The organism is Micromonospora sp. NPDC049529 (assembly GCF_055586685.1).
In genome coordinates this window covers 66,452-83,552 of sequence record NZ_JBVJHT010000028.1, presented here as the reverse complement: position 1 = coordinate 83,552, position 17,101 = coordinate 66,452, and the positions used below count along the sequence as shown (strand labels likewise).

Annotated in this window: 13 protein-coding genes; 9 read left to right on the top strand and 4 right to left on the bottom strand. The window is 72.8% G+C overall.

Annotated features, from left to right (window positions below):
* Window positions 1-161: 161 nt before the first annotated feature.
* Complete coding sequence (locus tag ACZ6QQ_RS33875) at window positions 162-1,757, top strand: chitinase (RefSeq protein WP_465881871.1); 1,596 nt, start codon at window positions 162-164, stop codon at window positions 1,755-1,757.
* 102 nt (window positions 1,758-1,859) lie between these two features.
* Here the strand turns inward: ACZ6QQ_RS33875 and ACZ6QQ_RS33870 are convergent, their stop codons facing one another.
* A complete protein-coding gene (locus tag ACZ6QQ_RS33870) occupies window positions 1,860-3,416 on the bottom strand; it encodes a serine/threonine-protein kinase (protein WP_465881869.1) in 1,557 nt (518 codons plus the stop codon).
* 135 nt (window positions 3,417-3,551) lie between these two features.
* Window positions 3,552-4,739 (bottom strand): hypothetical protein, encoded by a 1,188-nt coding sequence (locus ACZ6QQ_RS33865; RefSeq protein WP_465881868.1) that lies wholly within the window; start codon window positions 4,737-4,739, stop codon window positions 3,552-3,554.
* Window positions 4,740-5,078: 339 nt separating this feature from the next.
* Here ACZ6QQ_RS33865 and ACZ6QQ_RS33860 point away from each other — a divergent pair, with 339 nt between their 5' ends.
* The 8 genes from ACZ6QQ_RS33860 (at window position 5,079) to ACZ6QQ_RS33825 (ending at window position 14,676) form a co-directional block, all read left to right on the top strand.
* Window positions 5,079-5,816, top strand: a complete 738-nt coding sequence (locus ACZ6QQ_RS33860) for an SDR family NAD(P)-dependent oxidoreductase (protein ID WP_465881866.1) — start codon at window positions 5,079-5,081, stop codon at window positions 5,814-5,816.
* 103 nt (window positions 5,817-5,919) lie between these two features.
* Window positions 5,920-6,756, top strand: a complete 837-nt coding sequence (locus ACZ6QQ_RS33855; RefSeq protein WP_465881864.1) for a patatin-like phospholipase family protein — start codon at window positions 5,920-5,922, stop codon at window positions 6,754-6,756.
* Entirely contained in the window at window positions 6,756-7,802 is a 1,047-nt protein-coding gene (locus tag ACZ6QQ_RS33850; RefSeq protein WP_465881862.1) for a 1-acyl-sn-glycerol-3-phosphate acyltransferase, read from the top strand. Before ACZ6QQ_RS33855 ends, ACZ6QQ_RS33850 begins: the two co-directional genes overlap by 1 nt.
* A gap of 10 nt (window positions 7,803-7,812) precedes the next feature.
* Complete coding sequence (gene cutA, locus ACZ6QQ_RS33845; protein ID WP_465881861.1) at window positions 7,813-8,133, top strand: divalent-cation tolerance protein CutA; 321 nt, start codon at window positions 7,813-7,815, stop codon at window positions 8,131-8,133.
* A 99-nt stretch (window positions 8,134-8,232) separates the two neighbouring features.
* The gene (locus ACZ6QQ_RS33840; RefSeq protein ID WP_465881860.1) at window positions 8,233-11,952 is read left to right on the top strand and encodes an SCO7613 C-terminal domain-containing membrane protein; all 3,720 of its coding nucleotides are present in this window, start codon (window positions 8,233-8,235) and stop codon (window positions 11,950-11,952) included.
* Window positions 11,953-12,088: 136 nt separating this feature from the next.
* Complete coding sequence (locus tag ACZ6QQ_RS33835; RefSeq protein ID WP_465881858.1) at window positions 12,089-13,120, top strand: fatty acid desaturase family protein; 1,032 nt, start codon at window positions 12,089-12,091, stop codon at window positions 13,118-13,120.
* A 105-nt stretch (window positions 13,121-13,225) separates the two neighbouring features.
* Window positions 13,226-13,519 (top strand): 4a-hydroxytetrahydrobiopterin dehydratase, encoded by a 294-nt coding sequence (locus ACZ6QQ_RS33830; protein WP_465881856.1) that lies wholly within the window; start codon window positions 13,226-13,228, stop codon window positions 13,517-13,519.
* Window positions 13,516-14,676 carry an FHA domain-containing protein gene (locus ACZ6QQ_RS33825; RefSeq protein WP_465881854.1) on the top strand — a complete coding sequence of 387 codons (1,161 nt, stop codon included), beginning with the start codon at window positions 13,516-13,518 and terminating at the stop codon, window positions 14,674-14,676. The genes ACZ6QQ_RS33830 and ACZ6QQ_RS33825 overlap by 4 nt, the downstream gene beginning before the upstream one ends.
* Window positions 14,677-14,831: 155 nt before the next feature.
* Here ACZ6QQ_RS33825 and rocD read toward each other — a convergent pair whose 3' ends face one another.
* Both rocD and ddaH read right to left on the bottom strand, forming a co-directional pair.
* Complete coding sequence (gene rocD, locus ACZ6QQ_RS33820) at window positions 14,832-16,031, bottom strand: ornithine--oxo-acid transaminase (protein WP_465881897.1); 1,200 nt, start codon at window positions 16,029-16,031, stop codon at window positions 14,832-14,834.
* 11 nt (window positions 16,032-16,042) lie between these two features.
* Entirely contained in the window at window positions 16,043-16,864 is an 822-nt protein-coding gene (gene ddaH / locus ACZ6QQ_RS33815; RefSeq protein WP_465881852.1) for a dimethylargininase, read from the bottom strand.
* Window positions 16,865-17,101: the final 237 nt, after the last annotated feature.

The following is a 17,101-nucleotide window of genomic DNA, read 5'->3' as shown; positions in this document are numbered from 1 at the left end:
TCGACCCTCTTCGTCCGCTGTTTACCGGGCGGTGACCATGCGTCGGTGGGCGTCGATCCCGGACATCGACGCTCGCCGGGGCTTTACAGAAACAGTTAACAGTCCTAATAATTGGCCAACTGTCGATGGCCGCGCGAGCCATGACCGGTCGGGAGGACTGGATGAGACGCTCCAGATCGTTGTTTGTCGGTGTGGTGGCCGCGTTGGCGGCCGGGGTGGGCGCGGTCTCGGTGGCGATGCCGGCGTTCGCCGCCGGTCCGACGGCGACCTTCGTGAAGGTCTCCGACTGGGGTTCGGGTTGGGAGGGGAAGTACACCGTCACCAACGGCGGGACGACCACCCTCACCTCCTGGACGGTGGTCTTCGACCTGCCGGCGGGGAGCACCGTCGGGACCTTCTGGGACGCCTCGATGACCTCGTCGGGCCAGCGGTTCACGTTCACCAACCGGTCCTGGAACGGGACCCTGGCGCCGGGCGCGTCGACGTCGTTCGGGTTCAACGGCACCGGCCCGGGCAGCCCGACCAACTGCACCCTCAACGGCGCCGCGTGCGGAGGCGGGACCACCCCGACCACCCCGCCGACGACCCGGCCGCCGACCACCCCGCCGGCCACCACGGCTCCGCCGACGACCCGTCCGCCGACGACCCCGCCGCCCACCACCCGGCCGCCGACCACCCCGCCGCCGCCGAGCACCCCGCCGCCCACCACCGGCCCGCCGCCGAACACCGGGCTGCCGAAGCACGCGCTCATCGGCTACCTGCACAGCAGCTTCGCCAACGGCTCCGGCTACCTGCGGATGGCCGACGTGCCGGCCGAGTGGGACATCATCAACCTCGCCTTCGGCGAACCGACCTCGGTCACCTCCGGCGACATCCGGTTCCAGCTCTGCCCGGTCGCCGAGTGCCCCGGCGTCGAGACCGAGGCGCAGTTCATCGCCGCCATCCGGGCCAAGCAGCAGCAGGGCAAGAAGGTGCTGATCTCGATCGGCGGCCAGAACGGGCAGGTGCAGCTGACCACCACCGCCGCCCGGGACCGGTTCGTCAGCTCGGTCGCCGCCATCATCGACCGGTACGGCCTCAACGGGCTCGACATCGACTTCGAGGGACACTCGCTGTCGCTCAACACCGGTGACACCGACTTCAAGAACCCGACCACCCCGGTGATCGTGAACCTGATCTCGGCGATCCGTACGCTCAAGGCCCGCTACGGTGCCGGCTTCGTCCTCACGATGGCGCCGGAGACGTTCTTCGTGCAGCTCGGTTACCAGTACTACGGCTCCGGGCCGTGGGGCGGGCAGGATCCGCGGGCCGGGTCGTACCTGCCGGTCATCCACGCGCTGCGCGACGACATCACGGTGCTGCACGTGCAGGACTACAACTCGGGCCCGATCATGGGGCTGGACAACCAGTACCACACCATGGGCGGGGCGGACTTCCACGTCGCCATGACCGACATGCTGCTCGCCGGCTTCCCGGTCGCGGGCAACACCGCCAACGTCTTCCCGGCCCTGCGCGAGGACCAGGTCGCCTTCGGCACGCCCGCCGGCAGCAGCGCCGGCAACGGGTACGTCGCACCGGCCGGGGTCCAGCAGGCGGTCAACTGCCTGGTCCGGGGCACCAACTGCGGTGGCTACACCCCGCGCAGCGGCACCAACCCGAACTTCCGTGGCCTGATGACCTGGTCGATCAACTGGGACCGGTTCTACAACTGGGAGTTCAAGAACAGCCACGAGCCGTTCCTGAACGCCCTGCCCTGACCGCGCACCCGTCGGGGAGGCGGGAAGGGGTCCTGCTCGTCCGTCACCGGACCGGCAGGGCCCCTTTCCGACGGTCGGTCCCCGGTCGTCGGACGGGTCGGCTCAGCTGGCGGTGAGCTGGGCCAGGACCGCGTCGAGCTGGTCGGCGTACGGGCCGCTGATGCCGCCCTCGTGCCGGCGGGTGGCGACGGCCTGGCGCAGCAGGTCGACCGGTCCGGCCAGGTCGACCGGCCCGGTGACCATCGACCGCCGCAGATTGTGCAGCTGGTTGCGCAGGTCGAGGCCGATGTCGGCGCGGATCGCACCGGTCGCCAGGCCCTCGCCGACGAGCTGGTCCAGCCGGGCCATCGCCTCGCTGACCGACGGCGAACCGGGCAGGCCCGCAGCGGTGGTGGCCGGACCGGCCGGACCGGTCAGCGCGGTCGCGGCCGGTGGCGGTGCGGCGGCGGACGGCCGGGCCTCGGAACTGGTCGGCGTCGGAGCGCTCGGCAGGCCGACCGGCCGGGGCGGGCGCGGCTCGCTGAGGAAAGCACCGACGAGTACGGCCAGCCCGAGCGCGGCGACCGCGCCGAAGGCGAGACCGATCGTCCCGATCCGGGTCCGCCCGCCGTTGCGTCCGGGGTGCCCCACCGGCGTCCCGGTCCCGCCGGCGGAGGGTCGGGGCGTGACCGTGGGCTCCGCCGCCGGGAACGGGTCGGCGTGGTCGGGACGCGGCGGCAGCACCCGTACGCCGGTGGTTGCCCTGTCCCACGCGCCCCCGATCGGGATGAGCGGCGGCAGGGTGACCATCGCCGGCCGCGCGGCCGAGCTGCCCAGCGTCTCGCCGGCCAGAAGCTGGTCCCGGAGCAGCTGGCCGACCTGGTACGCGGTCGGCCGGTCGGCCGGGGCGCGGGCCAGGCAGCGCAGGCAGGCGTCGGCCACCCTCGGCGGCAGGTCGGGTACGCCGGACAGCTGCGGCACCGGGTTGCCGCTGCCCAGCGCCTCGGTCAGGTCGTCCCAGGTCTCGGCCGGGTAGGGGACCCGGCCGGTGAGCGTCTCGTAGAGCAGCACCCCCAGCGAGTACGTGTCCGTCGCGGGTTGCGCCGGGGTGCCGTCGAGCCGTTCCGGCGCCACGTACGCGGGCGTGCCGAACGTCTCGCCGTCCTCGTCCTCGTCCGGCGCCCCGATGTGGGTGGCGATGCCGAAGTCGAGCACCTTCGCCCCGACCGAGGTCATCATGATGTTGGACGGGGTGATGTCCCGGTGGACGATCCCGAGTTCGTGCGCCGCGGCCAGCGCCTCGGCCACCTGGGCGCAGATCTCCACCGCCTCGGCCCACGGCAGCGGCCCGTCCAGCAGCCGGGTTTCCAACTCCTCGCCGGTGAGCAGCTCCATCACCACGAACGCGGTGACCGTACCGTCCGGGGCGATCTCCTCGCCGTAGTCGTGCACCGCCGTGACGTGCGGGTGGACGAGCTGGGCGGCGGCGCGTGCCTCCTCGCGTACCATGTCGCGGAACTTGGCGTCGGCGGCCAGGGACGCGGCGAGCACCTTGATCGCGATCACCCGGTCCAGTACCTCGTCGCGGGCACGCCAGATGACGGACATGCCGCCGGCGCCGATCTGGTCGATGAGACGGTACCTGCGGGCGAGCAGGCCGCCCGCGTGGAGCGCAGCCATCGTTCGCAGCACCTGCCTGGGGAGGGGGTCGTATCAGGTTGCGCGAATGTAACCATTCTGTCAACGATCAATGGCCCGACCCGGCATTTGCCGCCAACCCCTGGTCGACCCCCTATCCGTGGGCCGCCCGGCGGGTCATTTCGCGGTGCCGGTCTGCCAGACCGTCCGGTTGTTCGTCGAGATCACCACGTTGCCGTCGGCCCGCAGGACGAGGGTCGCCCCGTTGTTGCCCGACGTCCGCGAGGACCAGACCGTCGAGCCGGTCCGGGAGTAGAGGACCAGGTTCCCGTCGGCCTGGAAGACCAGGTGTTCGCCGCCCCGGCCACCGGTGTTCGCCTTCCACACCGCCCGTCCCTGGTCCCGGAGCACGACGTCGCCGTCGTCGGCGAGGGTGAGCTGCAACCGGTTCGAGGTCCACGACTGGCCCCGTCGCAGAACGCTGGTGGCCCGTACCACCCGCTCCTGCCACACGGGTGTCGGTGGCGGCGCGGCGGGCGTCGGCGTGGGCGACGCGTCGTTCGTGCTGTTGGTGGTGTTCGAGGCGGGCGCGGTCGGGCTGGTGCCCGGCGTCCGGCCGGCGCTCGGGGTCGGACCGACCGACGAGGGGGCCCGCCGGGTCGGGGTGGCGGGCCGGGGCGTCAGCCGGGTGTCCCGCTCGTAGTACGCGGTGTAGTCCGACACCATCTCGGCGAACGTACGCAGGCTCGGGGCGTCCGGGACCCCGCCGGCCTTGCGTACGGCCTCGGTTCCCCATTGGAACGCGGCCAGCGCGACCGGATAGGGCTCCCCGTCGAGTGGCTCGAACTCCTCGACCAGGGCGCACATGGCCCGGCCGAGCGCGGGTACGGCCGCGTTCGGGTCGGTCGCCGCGGCGGTGGCCGACGGTGCGTACGCCCGCCACAGCTCGGGCCGGAACTGCGCGACGCCCTCCGCGCCGTCCTCGCCGAGCACCTCCGGGTCGAAGCCGGAGGCGGCCATCAGCTGCGCCGCGACCCGGGCCGCCGGTACCGCCGGGCACACCCTCCCGGCGGCCACCACCAGCGGGACGTAGCCGTCCGGCAGTGGCTTCGGCGCGGTGCCGGGGCTCGGGGCCACGCCGAGCGGTGCCGCCGCGATACCCCGGTTGCCGTCGTCACCGTCGGCCGGCCGGGCGTCCACCACCGGTACGCTGCCGAGCCCGGTCCGGACCACGACCCCGACCAGCACCAGGATGCCGACCAGTCCGGCCAGTGTGCCGATGGCGACCCAGCGCAGTGGACCCGGAGCACGGAAGATCGTGCGCCGGAGCCGGGCGAGGGCATCAGAACCGGGCGGTAGGGGCACTTCCAGGTCTCCTCGGCCACCGTGTTCGGGGCTACCCCGAAGGGGCGTTTCGCGATCGGTCCCGCCGATCGACTGGTCCGGCCGGTGCGGTCCGGCCGACGCGTCGGTCGAGCCGGTCGCGGCGGTCAGTATGGGCGGCTCATGTTACCGAAGCGCGGGTGGCCACAAGAAATTCAGTTACCGAACAAGGAAGTGCCTCGGAATGTGCTACCCGTGCCATGTGTCCGCCGCCGCCGGGAAAGCGTCGCGGGGACGGCCGAAACACCGCCGGCCCGCAGTGCTGTCACGTTAGATTTGGCCTGCTCGGGGGCATCGCCCAGTCGGGGAAAGGGCAGCGACGTGGCTGAGGATCTGTACGGTCGGTGCGCGCTGGTCACCGGCGGTTCCGGTGGGATCGGTGGGGCGATCTCGCTCAGCCTGGCCGCCGCCGGTGCCGACGTCGTCCTGACCTACTCCGGCCACCAGGCCCCGGCCGAGGGGGTCGCCGACCAGATCCGGGCCCTGGGCCAGCGGGCCCTCGTCCTCGCCGCCGACCTGCGGATGCCGGAGGCGGCGGCGGCCACGGTCGACGCCGCCCGTGCCGAGTTCGGCACCGTCGACGTGCTGGTGGCGAACGCCGGAGTCGGCCGGCAACTCTCCTGGGACCAGGTCGAGCTGGACGTCTGGGACGAGACGATGGCGGTCAACCTGCGCGCACCCTGGTTGATGGCCCGCGCCGTGCTGCCCGAGATGATCTCCCGCCGGTACGGCCGGATCCTCTTCCTGTCGTCGATCGCGGCCCTCAACGGCGGTGTCATCGGGCCGCACTACGCGGCCAGCAAGGCCGGCCTGCACGGGCTGATGCACCACCTCGCCGCCCGGGTGGCCGGCAACGGGGTGACCGTCAACACGATCGCCCCGGCGCTGATCGCCGGCACCGGCTTCACCGCCGTCAACCCGGACAATCCGCCGATGCCGGTGCCGGTCGGGCGACTGGGCTCCGCCGACGACGTCGCCGCGATGGTGCTGGCGATGGTGACCAACTCCTACCTCACCAACAAGGTGATCACCCTCGACGGCGGCATCTACCCCGACTGACCGTGCCCGTTCGCCCCGATCGGCGGCGGGTCGGCAGCCGACCGGGGCACAACCACGGGCCGCGCCGAGAGCGACCGTGCCCATCCGTGCCACGATGAAAGGCATGGTCAAAGGTCCGGTCGCGTTCGTGCTCGGCGGCGGAGGCGTACTCGGCGCGGTCGAGGTCGGCATGCTCCGGGCGCTGTTCCGCGCCGGCATCCGCCCCGACCTCGTCATCGGTACGTCGATCGGTGCGGTGAACGGTGCCCTGGTCGCCGCCGACCCGAGCGAGGCGGTGACCGACCGGCTGGTGCGGCTCTGGGCCTCCCCGGAGGCGAGCGAGGTGTACGGCGACTCGGTCGCCCGGCAGCTGCGCCGGTTCGCCGCGCGTACGCACCTGCACTCGCCCCGGCCGCTGCGCCGGCTGCTGGAGGCGGAGCTGGGGGAGCAGACCACCTTCGCCGACCTGAAGGTGCCGTTCCGGTGCTGCGCGGCGAGCATCGAGCGGGCCGCCGAACACTGGTTCTCCAGCGGGCCGCTGGTCGACGCGGTGCTCGCCTCCGCCTCGGTGCCCGGTCTGCTGCCGCCGGCCCAGATCGACGGGGAGCACTTCGTCGACGGCGGGATCGTCAACTCGATCCCGATCGGCGAGGCGGTGGAGAGCGGCGCCAAGCAGATCTTCGTCCTCCAGGTGGGCCGGATCGAACGGCCCCTGGCACCGCCGCGACGGCCCTGGGAGATCGCCCAGGTCGCGTTCGAGATCGCCCGCCGGCACCGGTTCGCCCGCGAGATGGCGGCGCTGCCGGACGACGTGGACGTGCACGTGCTGCCGACCGGCGGGTCGCAGCCGCGCGACGACACCCCATGGGCGTACCGGGACATGGCGGCGGTCGGGCGACGGATCAGTCGGGCGTACACGGCCTCCCGGCGTTACCTGCACTCACACGTCGAAGGCGTCTGATGCGGTTGCCGCCCCGGTGGCTGCGGCGGGTGCTGTTCGGTCCGACCGTGGTGCTGCTCGCCTTCGTGCTGGTCAGCGCGATGCCGGTCTGGTTGCTGCTGGCCGCGGCGGCCTCACCGCTGGTGCCGGGCTACCTGCGGCCGCTGCGCGTGATCTGGATGGCGACCATCTACCTGGCCTGGGACGCCAGCGCGCTGATCGCGCTCTTCGGCCTCTGGATCGCCTCCGGGTTCGGCTGGAAGGGGCGCTCACCCCGGTTCCAGCGGGCGCACTACGTACTGACCGGCTGGTTTCTCGACTTCCTCTTCTGGCAGGCCCAGTGGGCGCTGCGGTTGACCATCGAGGTGGTCGGCGCCGACCCGAACACCGCACTGCCCGGCCGTCCGCAGGTGGTGCTCTGTCGGCACGCCGGGCCCGGTGACTCGTTCATCCTGATCCACGCGTTGGTCAACTGGTTCGACCGGGAGCCGAGGATCGTGCTGAAGGAGACCCTTCAGTGGGATCCGGCGGTCGACGTACTGCTCAACCGGCTGCCGAACCGGTTCATCGCGCCGGGCCGGGCGCAGGACCCGGCGGTCGGGGTCGACCCCCGGCAGCCGGGGCGGACCCTCACCGAGCAGATCGGGCACCTGGCCGTCGGTCTGGACAGCAACGACGCGTTGGTGATCTTCCCGGAGGGCGGCAACTTCACCCCGCGCCGCCGGATCCGGGCCATCGCGCGGCTGCGGGCCCGTGGGTTGGAGAAGATGGCCGTACGGGCGGAGGGGATGCGGCACGTGCTGGCGCCGCAGCCGGGCGGCGTACTGGCCGCGCTGGACGCGGCGCCGGACGCGGGGGTGATCTTCGTCGCGCACACCGGACTGGACCGGATGCTCACGGTGGCGGATGTCTGGCGCGAACTGCCGATGGATAAGAAGATTGTTATGCGTTTCTGGTCGGTGCCGCCGGAAGAAATACCAGCAGGGCGCCAGGAGCGGATCGACTGGCTCTACGACTGGTGGAAACGAATCGACGAATGGGTCGATATCCACCGCACCAGCGCGTAGGGTGCGCGGCGTGGACCAGCTCTGCATCGTGACGACCGTGGTCGATTCCCGGTCGGTCGCGGATCTGCTCGCCGCCGCCGCGGTGGCCGGCCGGCTCGCGGCCTGCGCCCAGGTTGGCGGCCCGATGGACAGCACCTACTGGTGGCAGTCCCGAATGGAGACCACCCGGGAATGGTCGGTGCAGTTCAAGACCGCACCGGACCGGGTGGAGGCGCTGGTCGACCACCTGCGCAGCGCGCACCCGTACGAGGTGCCCGAGGTTCTGGTGCACTGGGTGGAGGGGGGAAACCCGGACTACACGGCCTGGGTGCACGAACAGACCCGGACCTGATGCCCGGCTCACCGGCCTGAGTAGAAGAACCGACTGCCGGACCGCCGATGAGTACGCGGACTCTGGGCCGGACCCGACCTCCGCGACCACCATGCCAGGGTGAGCACTTCGCCGAGCCCGTATCCCTGCCCCGCCTGCGGGGCCGGGGCCAATCTCAGCACCGGATGCCCGCGCTGCGGCCGGGCGCCGGACCCGATCGCCGCCGAGGTGGTCCGGCTCGACGGTGAGATCGTCGCGCTGACCGGCCGGGTCGAGCAGGCCCGGCAGGCGTACACGACGCTGGCCGGGGCGCTCGACGAGCGGCGGCGACGCCGCGCCGACCTCGCCGCGCAGGTCCGGACAGCGGTGTACGCCAACCGCCCGCCCGTCGCCGCACCGGTTCCGCCGGGCGCCCCGGCCACCGCCGCCCGACCCGTCGCACCGGTACGCCCGGAGGCGTCCACCCGGGCCGTACAGAATCTGCTCTTCGTCCTCGGTGGACTGCTGCTCTGCGCCGCCGCGGTCGTCTTCATGGTCGTCACCTGGGCGGTCGTCGGGGTGGCCGGCCGGGCGGCGATCCTGGCCGGGATCACCGGCCTGGTGCTGGCCCTGCCGCCGCTGGCGAAGCGGCGCGGGCTCACCGCCACCGCCGAGACGTTCTCGGTGGTGGGACTGCTGCTGGTGGCGCTCGACGGGTACGCCGCCTGGTCGGTGGACCTGTTCGGCGTCACCACCTGGTCGGGGGCCTCCTACGCGGCACTGGTCTGCGCGGTCGGCGCCGCCGTGGCAGCCGGATACCTGCGGCTCACCCGACTCGAAGCACCCTGGTTCACCGCGCTGGTGCTGGGCCAGCCGGTGCTGCCGCTGCTCGCGGCACCGTGGCGGCTCGACGCGGCCGGCTGGACGCTCGTCTTCGCCACGCTGGCCGCGCTCGACCTCGCCGTGGTCCACGCCACCCGTACCCGGTCGGCGGCCGGTGGACCGCAGCCGGTCGGAACCACGGGTGAACCGGATCCGCTCGGCGTGCGTGTCGCCGGTGGGGAATCTGGCGGGGCGGCGCCCGGAGGGGTGGCGCTGGCCCGCCAGGTGCTCGGCTGGATGGCGTACACCGTCGCGCTGGCCGGCGCGGGGCTATGCGGCCTGACCGCGCTGTTGCTGGCCGACGGGCCCGGCACGCCGTTGCTGGCCGGCGGCCCGCTGCTGGTCGCGGTGGCGGTCCTGGTCGCCGGTGCGGTGCTCGCGCGCAGTGCCGGCTTCCAGGCCGCCGCCGGGCTGGTGGTCGTGGTCAGTCTCGCGGCGACGGCCCTGCGGCCGGTCGCCGAGTGGGACACGCCGGTGCTGCTGGTCGCCGCCGGTGTGGTCGTCGCCGGGCTGGCCGGGGCGGTCACGCTGATCGGGCCGAGGCTGCCGGCCGACGTACGCGGCGGCCCCCGGGTCGGCGACCTGCTGCTCGCCGGCGGGCTGGCCCTGCTGCTCGGGGCGATGGTGACGGCGATCGCGTACGAGGCGGCGACCCGCTCGCTGCCGGTCTGGCACGGCACCGGCACCGGTCCGGTGAGCACTCTCGACTGGCAGGTGTCGGTCACCGTGCTGCTGGTGTCGCTGGCGGGCGCGGTGCTGCTGCCCCGGCCGGCCCGGGAGCCGATCGGGGTGCTCGGGGCCGGGATGGCGGTGCTCGCGGTCCCGGCGGCGGTGGCGCTGCCCTGGTGGGCGCTCGCCGCCCTGGAACTGGCCGTGGCGACGGTCCTGCTGGTCGCCGCCGTACGGCTTCCGGTGCCGGGAGCATTGACCCTGCTGGTCCGGGCCGGTACGGGAACCGTGCTGGTCGGGCACGCGTTCCTGCTCGGCCTCGCCCGGCCGGTGAGCGCGGCCGCCGTACTCGGCGCGATCGTGGTCGTCGGGCTGGGAGTCGCCGTACTCTCCGCCACGCTGGCCGACGACCGGCCGGTGGGGGTACGGCGGGCGGTCGGCGGGACCGCGCTCGGCGTGGCGTTGCTCGCCGTACCGGCGGCCGTGACCGTGGCGCTGTTCGCCGCCGGGGTGGAGCCGTGGTGGCAGGCGCGGGCCGCGCTCGCCAGCGTCGTACCGCTGCTCGCGGTGGTGGCTCTGCTGCGTCGCCGCCGCCCCGAGCACCTGCCGTACGCCGACACCGCGCTCGCCGGTACCGCCCTGGTGACCGGGGTGTCGCCGCTGTTCGGTCGGACCGGGGAACCGGTCGGGCTCTACACGGCGGTCGGACTGCTGCTCCTGGTCGGTGCGCTGTACCTCACCGGTCGACTCGCCACCCGGCCGGCGTCGGCGACCCTGTTCGCCGTACCGGTGCTGGCGTTCGCGGCCCTCGTGGCGGTCGCACCCGCGATCGGGGCGGTGCTGCTCGGCCCGTACGGCTGGCTGGGGCGGATCTGGTCCGGGGTGCCCGCCGGGACGGGGCTGGCCCCGACCGGGTGGCCGGTCGACGGGCCGTCCGGGGCGGCGCTGGTGGTGCTGGCGGTGGCCGCGACCCTGGCCGGTTGGGGCGGGCGCCGGACGATCACCGGGGCGGCGCTGGCCGGGGTGGCACCGGGCGCCGTGGCGGCGCTGGTCGTCCTCGCCGGGGCGGGAGTCCGCTGGCCGGTGGTGCCGGCGGTGGCCCTGCTCGGCGGTCTTACCGCACTGCTCGCCGCCACCGTTCCGAGCGGGCCGGCGGCAGAGCCCGACAGTGCCGGAGCACCGAGCGGGCCGGCGGCAGCGCCGGACAGTGCCGGAGCACCGAGCGGGTCCGCGGCAGAGCCGGACAGTGCCGGAGCACCGCGCCGGTCGGCACGAGCAGGCCGCCGAGCGGGCGTACTTCCCGCTGCCCGGGCGGCGGGGCTCGGCGGTGCCGGTGGCCGGCTGGTGCTCGTACCGCTGGGTCTGGTGCTGGCCTGGGCGGGCCTGGCCGGCGCGCTGCCGACCGAGGCCACCACCCTGGTCGCGTTGGGTCTGGTCGTGCTGACCGCAGCGGCGATCGGCGCCGGGGCGACCGACCGGGTGCCGGTGGCACGGGTCGCCGGCTGGCTGGTCGCGATCGGCGCCGGGCTGGCCTTCGCGGTCGCCGCCACCCGCGCCGCCGACCTGCCGCTGCGGCTGGCCGCGTTCGCGGTGCTCGCGGTGGCGGTGCTCGCGCTCGGCGGCGGTGCGGTGCTGCGCGGGCGGCGGCCGGTGGAGGCGGTCGCGGTCGAGGCGGCCGGGCAGGCCGCGGCGGTGGTCGCGCTGCTGCTCACCACCGGCGCACCCCGGTACGCGGCGGCGGTCGCCACCCTCTGGGGCGTGGCGGTGGGCGTGCGCGCCCTGCGCCCCGGTGAACCGCCCCGGCGCCGGTCGGTGCTCGCCTCGGTCGCCGTCGGTTGTGAACTGCTCGCGGTCTGGCTGCTGCTCGGCTCGGCGCAGGTCGCGGTGCTGGAGGCGTACACCCTGCCGGCGGCCCTCGCCGCGCTGGTCGTCGGCGCGCTCGCGCTGCGTGCCCGGCCGTCGCTGAGCAGTTGGGTGACCCACGGTCCGGGGCTGGCGGCGGCGCTGCTGCCGAGCCTCGCCTCGGTCCTGGTCGTCGGGGACCAGCCGTGGCGGCGACTGCTGCTCGGTGTCGGCGCGCTCGTGGTGGTGCTCGCCGGAGCGCACTGGCGGCGACAGGCACCGGCGGTGCTCGGCGGCGCCACCCTCGCCCTCGCCGCCGTGTACGAGGTGATCGGCGCCTGGGACCGGTTGCCCCGGTGGATCTTCCTGGCGCTCGGCGGTCTCGCCCTGATCGGCCTGGCCGTCACCTACGAGCGGCGGCGCCGTGACCTGGCCCGGTGGCGTGCCGCCGTCGGCCGGATGAGCTGACCGGTCCAGGGTAGGGCTGGCACTACCTTCCATTAGGGGGCTTCCAGGGTTACTCAGCGCAAGCTTGGCCGCGACACTTGAGTCAAGCGCGTCTCGCCCGGCGCGTCATGAAATCCCAGCGTTTCAAGGAGAAGTGATGACGGTCGGCGCGATTGCGGAGCCTGCTCTCCGCCGAGGCAGTGACTACGCGCAGCTATCTAGGCGGATCAGTCAGGCAGGTCTGCTGGACCGCCGGCCGGGCTGGTACGCAGCCAAGATCGCAATCACCGTCGGTCTCTTCGTCGCCGGTTGGGTGGCGGTCGTCCTCGTCGGTGACTCCTGGTGGCAACTGCTCGTGGCGGTCGGACTCGCGATCGCCACCACCCAGGTCGCCTTCCTCGGCCACGACGCCGGACACCGGCAGATGTTCCGCAGCCGCCGGGCCAGCGAGGTCGCCGGACTGCTCACCGCGAACCTGGCCACCGGACTCAGCTACGGCTGGTGGATCGACAAGCACAACCGGCACCACGCCAACCCCAACCACGAGGACCACGACCCCGACGTCGGCGCCGGCGCCCTGGTCTGGACCGACGAGCAGGCGCGGGAAACCCGTGGGTTCGGCCGCTGGCTGGCCCGGCGCCAGGCGTACCTCTTCTTCCCGATGCTGACCCTGGAGGGGCTGAACCTGCACTACGCCAGCTTCCAGGGGCTGTTCCGCTCCCCGATGCGGTACCGGGCCATCGAGGCGGTGCTGCTGGTCGCGCACCTCGCCGGCTACCTCGGCATCCTGTTCACCGTCCTGTCCCCGGTCAAGGCGCTGGTCTTCATCGCCGTGCACCAGGGGCTGTGGGGGGTCTACATGGGCTGCTCGTTCGCGCCCAACCACAAGGGCATGCCGGTGCTGACCGCCGAGGACGACCTGGACTTCCTCCGCAAGCAGGTGCTCACCTCGCGCAACGTACGAGGCAGCCGGGTGGTCGACTTCGCGCTCGGCGGACTCAACTACCAGATCGAGCACCACCTCTTCCCGAGCATGCCCCGGTCGAACCTGCGCAAGGCGCAGCCGATCGTCCGGGCTTACTGCGCGGAGCAGGGCATCCCGTACGAGGAGACCGGGCTCGTCGACTCGTACGCACAGGCGCTGCGGCACCTGCACAGCGTGGGCGCCGAACTGCGCGCCGAGCGGTAACGACCGCAGAACCCCTTGATCGGCACCGCTGACCCGGTGCACCTGGCGGGTGGGCCGGCCACGGTTGCTCTCCCCGGTGCATCAGGTCGGCGGTAAGGTCTGCCCATGGCAGAGGTGCTGGACGCCGAGGCGGTGCGCGGCGAGCTGGAGCAGTTGGACGGCTGGTCGGGGCACCCGGCGGTGATCACCCGTACCGTCGAACTGGGTAGCTTCCCCGAGGCGATCGGTGTGGTGGATCGGGTGGCGGTGGTGGCCGAGGAACTCGACCACCACCCCGACATCGACATCAGGTGGCGCACCGTGACCTTCCGGTGTGCCACCCACTCCGTCGGTGGGGTGACCCGTCGCGACATCCAGCTCGCGCAGCGTATCGACCAGATCCTCGGGGGAACGGCGTGAGATTCGAGATCAGCAAGGTCCTCGACGCGATCGAGGGGCGGGTCTGCACCGACCCGTCGCTCGCTCGGGCCGTACTCGACCTGGCCGAGGTGGTGCGCTACACCGACTTCGACGGCGGCCGTCCGGCCAGCATGCTCCGGCTCGGCGTCGTCATCGACGCGCTCAGCCGGCAACTGGAGGAGGACAGCGTCCCGGTCTACCCGGTGGTGCACCGAGCCCTGCTCTCCGACGCCGACCTGACCTCGAACGAGCGGATGGTGGTCCGCCGCTGGGCCGACGACGGGCTGGTCGAGGTGCTGCCCAACCCGGTCGAGCGGATGCTGGAACTGGGCGACCTGCTCGGCCTGCCGGTGCTCAGCCGGATGCGTTTCGACGGCATGATCGGCCGCTACCCCTGGTTGGGCTCCCAGCCCGGCCGCCTGCTCGCCCCGGTGACCGGCGCGAACGGCCCGACCCTGGTGCCGCAGGCCGGCGGTGGCGCGGCCTGGACCTCGCCCGGCCCGTCGCCGACCGGGGCGAAGCTGCTCTCCCGGCTCTGGCGTTGCCCCGAGCCCGGCTGCGCCCTGTTCGGCGCCGGTGGCGGCGGGGGCGGCGGTTCCTTCGCCGACCTGGCCCGCTCCGACCGGGAACGCGGTGGACAGCCGCCGCCGACCCTGCGGTCCGGCTCCCCGGGCTGCCCCCGGCACGAGGTACGGCTCACCGACGTCGGCCCCCGTCCGGGCGCCGAGGTGCTGTCGGTCCGGGTCGGTGGCCAGGTCCGCCGACGGTTCGTGGTCTCCGCCGACCGGCCGGTGATGGTCGGCCGGGCGCCGGAGGAGTCCGGCGGGATCATGCTCGGCCAGTGGCTGAGCGAGGAGGCGCGGCGCTGGATCAGCCGCAACCACGTCCGCTTCGAACTGCGCGGCAACGACCTGGTCGCCTTCGACGTGAGCACCAACGGCTCGGGTATCCGGCCGGGCGGCTCGATGGACGAGGAGGAGCGGATCGCGCTCACCCAGCAGGCCAACCGGGTGCTGCGTACCGGCGACATCGTCGAGCTCTACCCCGGCGTCCAGATTGGCCGGTCCAGCAACTGGACCTCCGGCGGCGTGATAAACCCCACCTCCGTCATGGCCGAGGCCCCCACAATGGCCATGCGCGTCATAGAACGCCCCTGACCCCCACCCCGCCCCCACCCCGCGCCGCCGCCCCCTGCGCCCCCTGCGCCCCTGGCGCCCGCACTTGTAGAGAATGAGTGGTTATCCGAGGCCGGATAACCACTCATTCTCTACAAGAGGCGCCGACCTCCGAAGGGAAGGGGAAGAGGCGTCGGTCAGGTCAGGATGGCGCGGAGTTGGGTTACCGCGAAGTCGAGTTCCTCGGGTTCCACGACCAGGGGCGGGGCCAGGCGGATGGTGGAGCCGTGGGTGTCCTTGGCCAGGACGCCGCGCTCGGCCAACCGCTCGCACGCCTGCCGGCCGGTCATCAGGGACGGGTCGATGTCGACGCCCGCCCAGAGCCCGCGACCGCGTACGGCGACCAGGCCCTCGCCGATCAGTCCACCCAGGGCGGTGTGCAGCCGGGCGCCGAGTTCGGCCGAGCGGCGCTGGAACTCGCCGGTGGCGAGCAGGCGTACGACCTCGGTCGCCACCGCGCAGGCCAGCGGGTTCCCGCCGAAGGTGGAGCCGTGCTCACCCGGTCGCAGTACGCCGAGCACCGACCGGTCCGCCGCGACCGCCGAGACCGGCACGATGCCGCCGCCCAGCGCCTTGCCGAGCAGGTACATGTCCGGCCGTACCCCCTCGTGGTCGAGGGCGAACGTCGTGCCGGTACGGCCCAGCCCGGACTGGATCTCGTCGGCGAGGAAGAGCACGTTCTGCTCGGTGCAGAGCTGCCGTACGCCGGGCAGGTAGCCGGCCGGCGGCACGACCACACCCTGTTCGCCCTGGATCGGTTCGAGCAGTACGGCGACGGTGTTCTCGTCGATCGCCTCGGCCAGCGCGGTCAGGTCCCCGTACGGCACGATCGTGAAGCCGGGGGTGTACGGCCCGAAGTCGTTGCGGGCGTCGGGGTCGGTGGAGAAACTGATGATGGTGGTGGTCCGGCCGTGGAAGTTGCCGGCGGCGACCACGATGGTGGCCTTGCCCGCCGGCACGCCCTTGACCTGGTAGCCCCACTTGCGGGCGACCTTGATCGCGGTCTCCACCGCCTCGGCGCCGGTGTTCATCGGCAGGACGAGTTCGGTGCCGCAGAGGTCGGCCAGTTCGTGGCAGAAGGTGGCGAACTGGTCGTGGACGAAGGCGCGACTGGTGAGGGTGAGCCGGTCGAGCTGTTCGTGGGCGGTGGCGATCAGCCTGGGGTGGCGGTGGCCGAAGTTGAGCGCGGAGTAGCCGGCCAGGCAGTCGAGGTAGCGCTTGCCGTCGATGTCGGTCACCCAGGCCCCCTCGGCCGAGGAGATCACCACCGGCAGCGGGTGGTAGTTGTGCGCGGTCCAGCGTTCCGCGTCACGTACCGCGTCGGGGGTCAGCAGCATGTCGTCCACGATCACTTGCTTGCCTCTCGTTCCCGCAGCACCAGCGTGCAGCACTTCGGCCCGCCGCCTGCCTTGAGCAGCTCGGACAAATCAACACCAATTGTGTTATATCCGCGCTCGCGCAGCTTAGTCGCCAGCCCGGTGGCCTGGGTCGGAAGCACCACATTCCGGCCGTCGCTGACCGCGTTCAGGCCGAACACCTCGGCGTCGGCGAGGTCGGCCAGGATCGCGTCCGGGAAGAGCTGACGCAGTACGGCCCGGCTCCCGGGCGAGAAGGCCTCCGGCAGGTACGCCACCGTCCGCTCGTCGAGCACACAGAGCGCGGTGTCCAGGTGGTAGAAGCGCGGGTCGACCAGTTGCAGCGTCACCACCGGCCGACCGAAGACCTCCTGCAACTGGGCGTGCGCGGCGTGCGTCGTACGGAACCCGGTGCCGGCCAGCAGCATCCCGCCGACGAGCAGGATGTCGCCCTCGCCCTCGTTGACGAACTTCGCCTCGTGCACCGGATACCCGGCCCGCTCGAACCACGACCGGTACGCGGGCGCCTCGTCGGCGCGCTGCGGGTCGCGGAACTGTACGGCGAGCACCTCGCCGTCCACCACGGTCGCGCCGTTTGCGGCGAAGACCATGTCGGGCAGGCCGGGCACCGGCTCGATCTCATCGACCGTGTGGCCGAGGTCGAGGAAGGTGCGGCGCAGCGTCTCCCACTGCTGAATGGCCAGCGCCGGGTCGACCGGAGCGCTCGGGTCCATCCAGGGGTTGATCGTGTACTCGACGGCAAAATACGTGGGCCGGCACATCAGATAGTGGCGGCGGCTGGCATCCAGCGTCATGCCCTGCTCCCCATGGTCGGGCGCGCCCGGCCAAGGTCGGCTCACGGGCTGGCGCGATACCCAACGCTATGCGGCGGGACCCGACACAAACCACTGGTGGAACTTGCGTCGTACCGTTGATCGTTGCGTCTGGGGCAGGTACGGCCGACGATTCGTTGCGTCCTGTGACCGGCGTCGCCCGACCGGCGGCCCCGGACCGCATCACCGGTCGGTGGGGTCGCCGGCCGAGGATGGCCG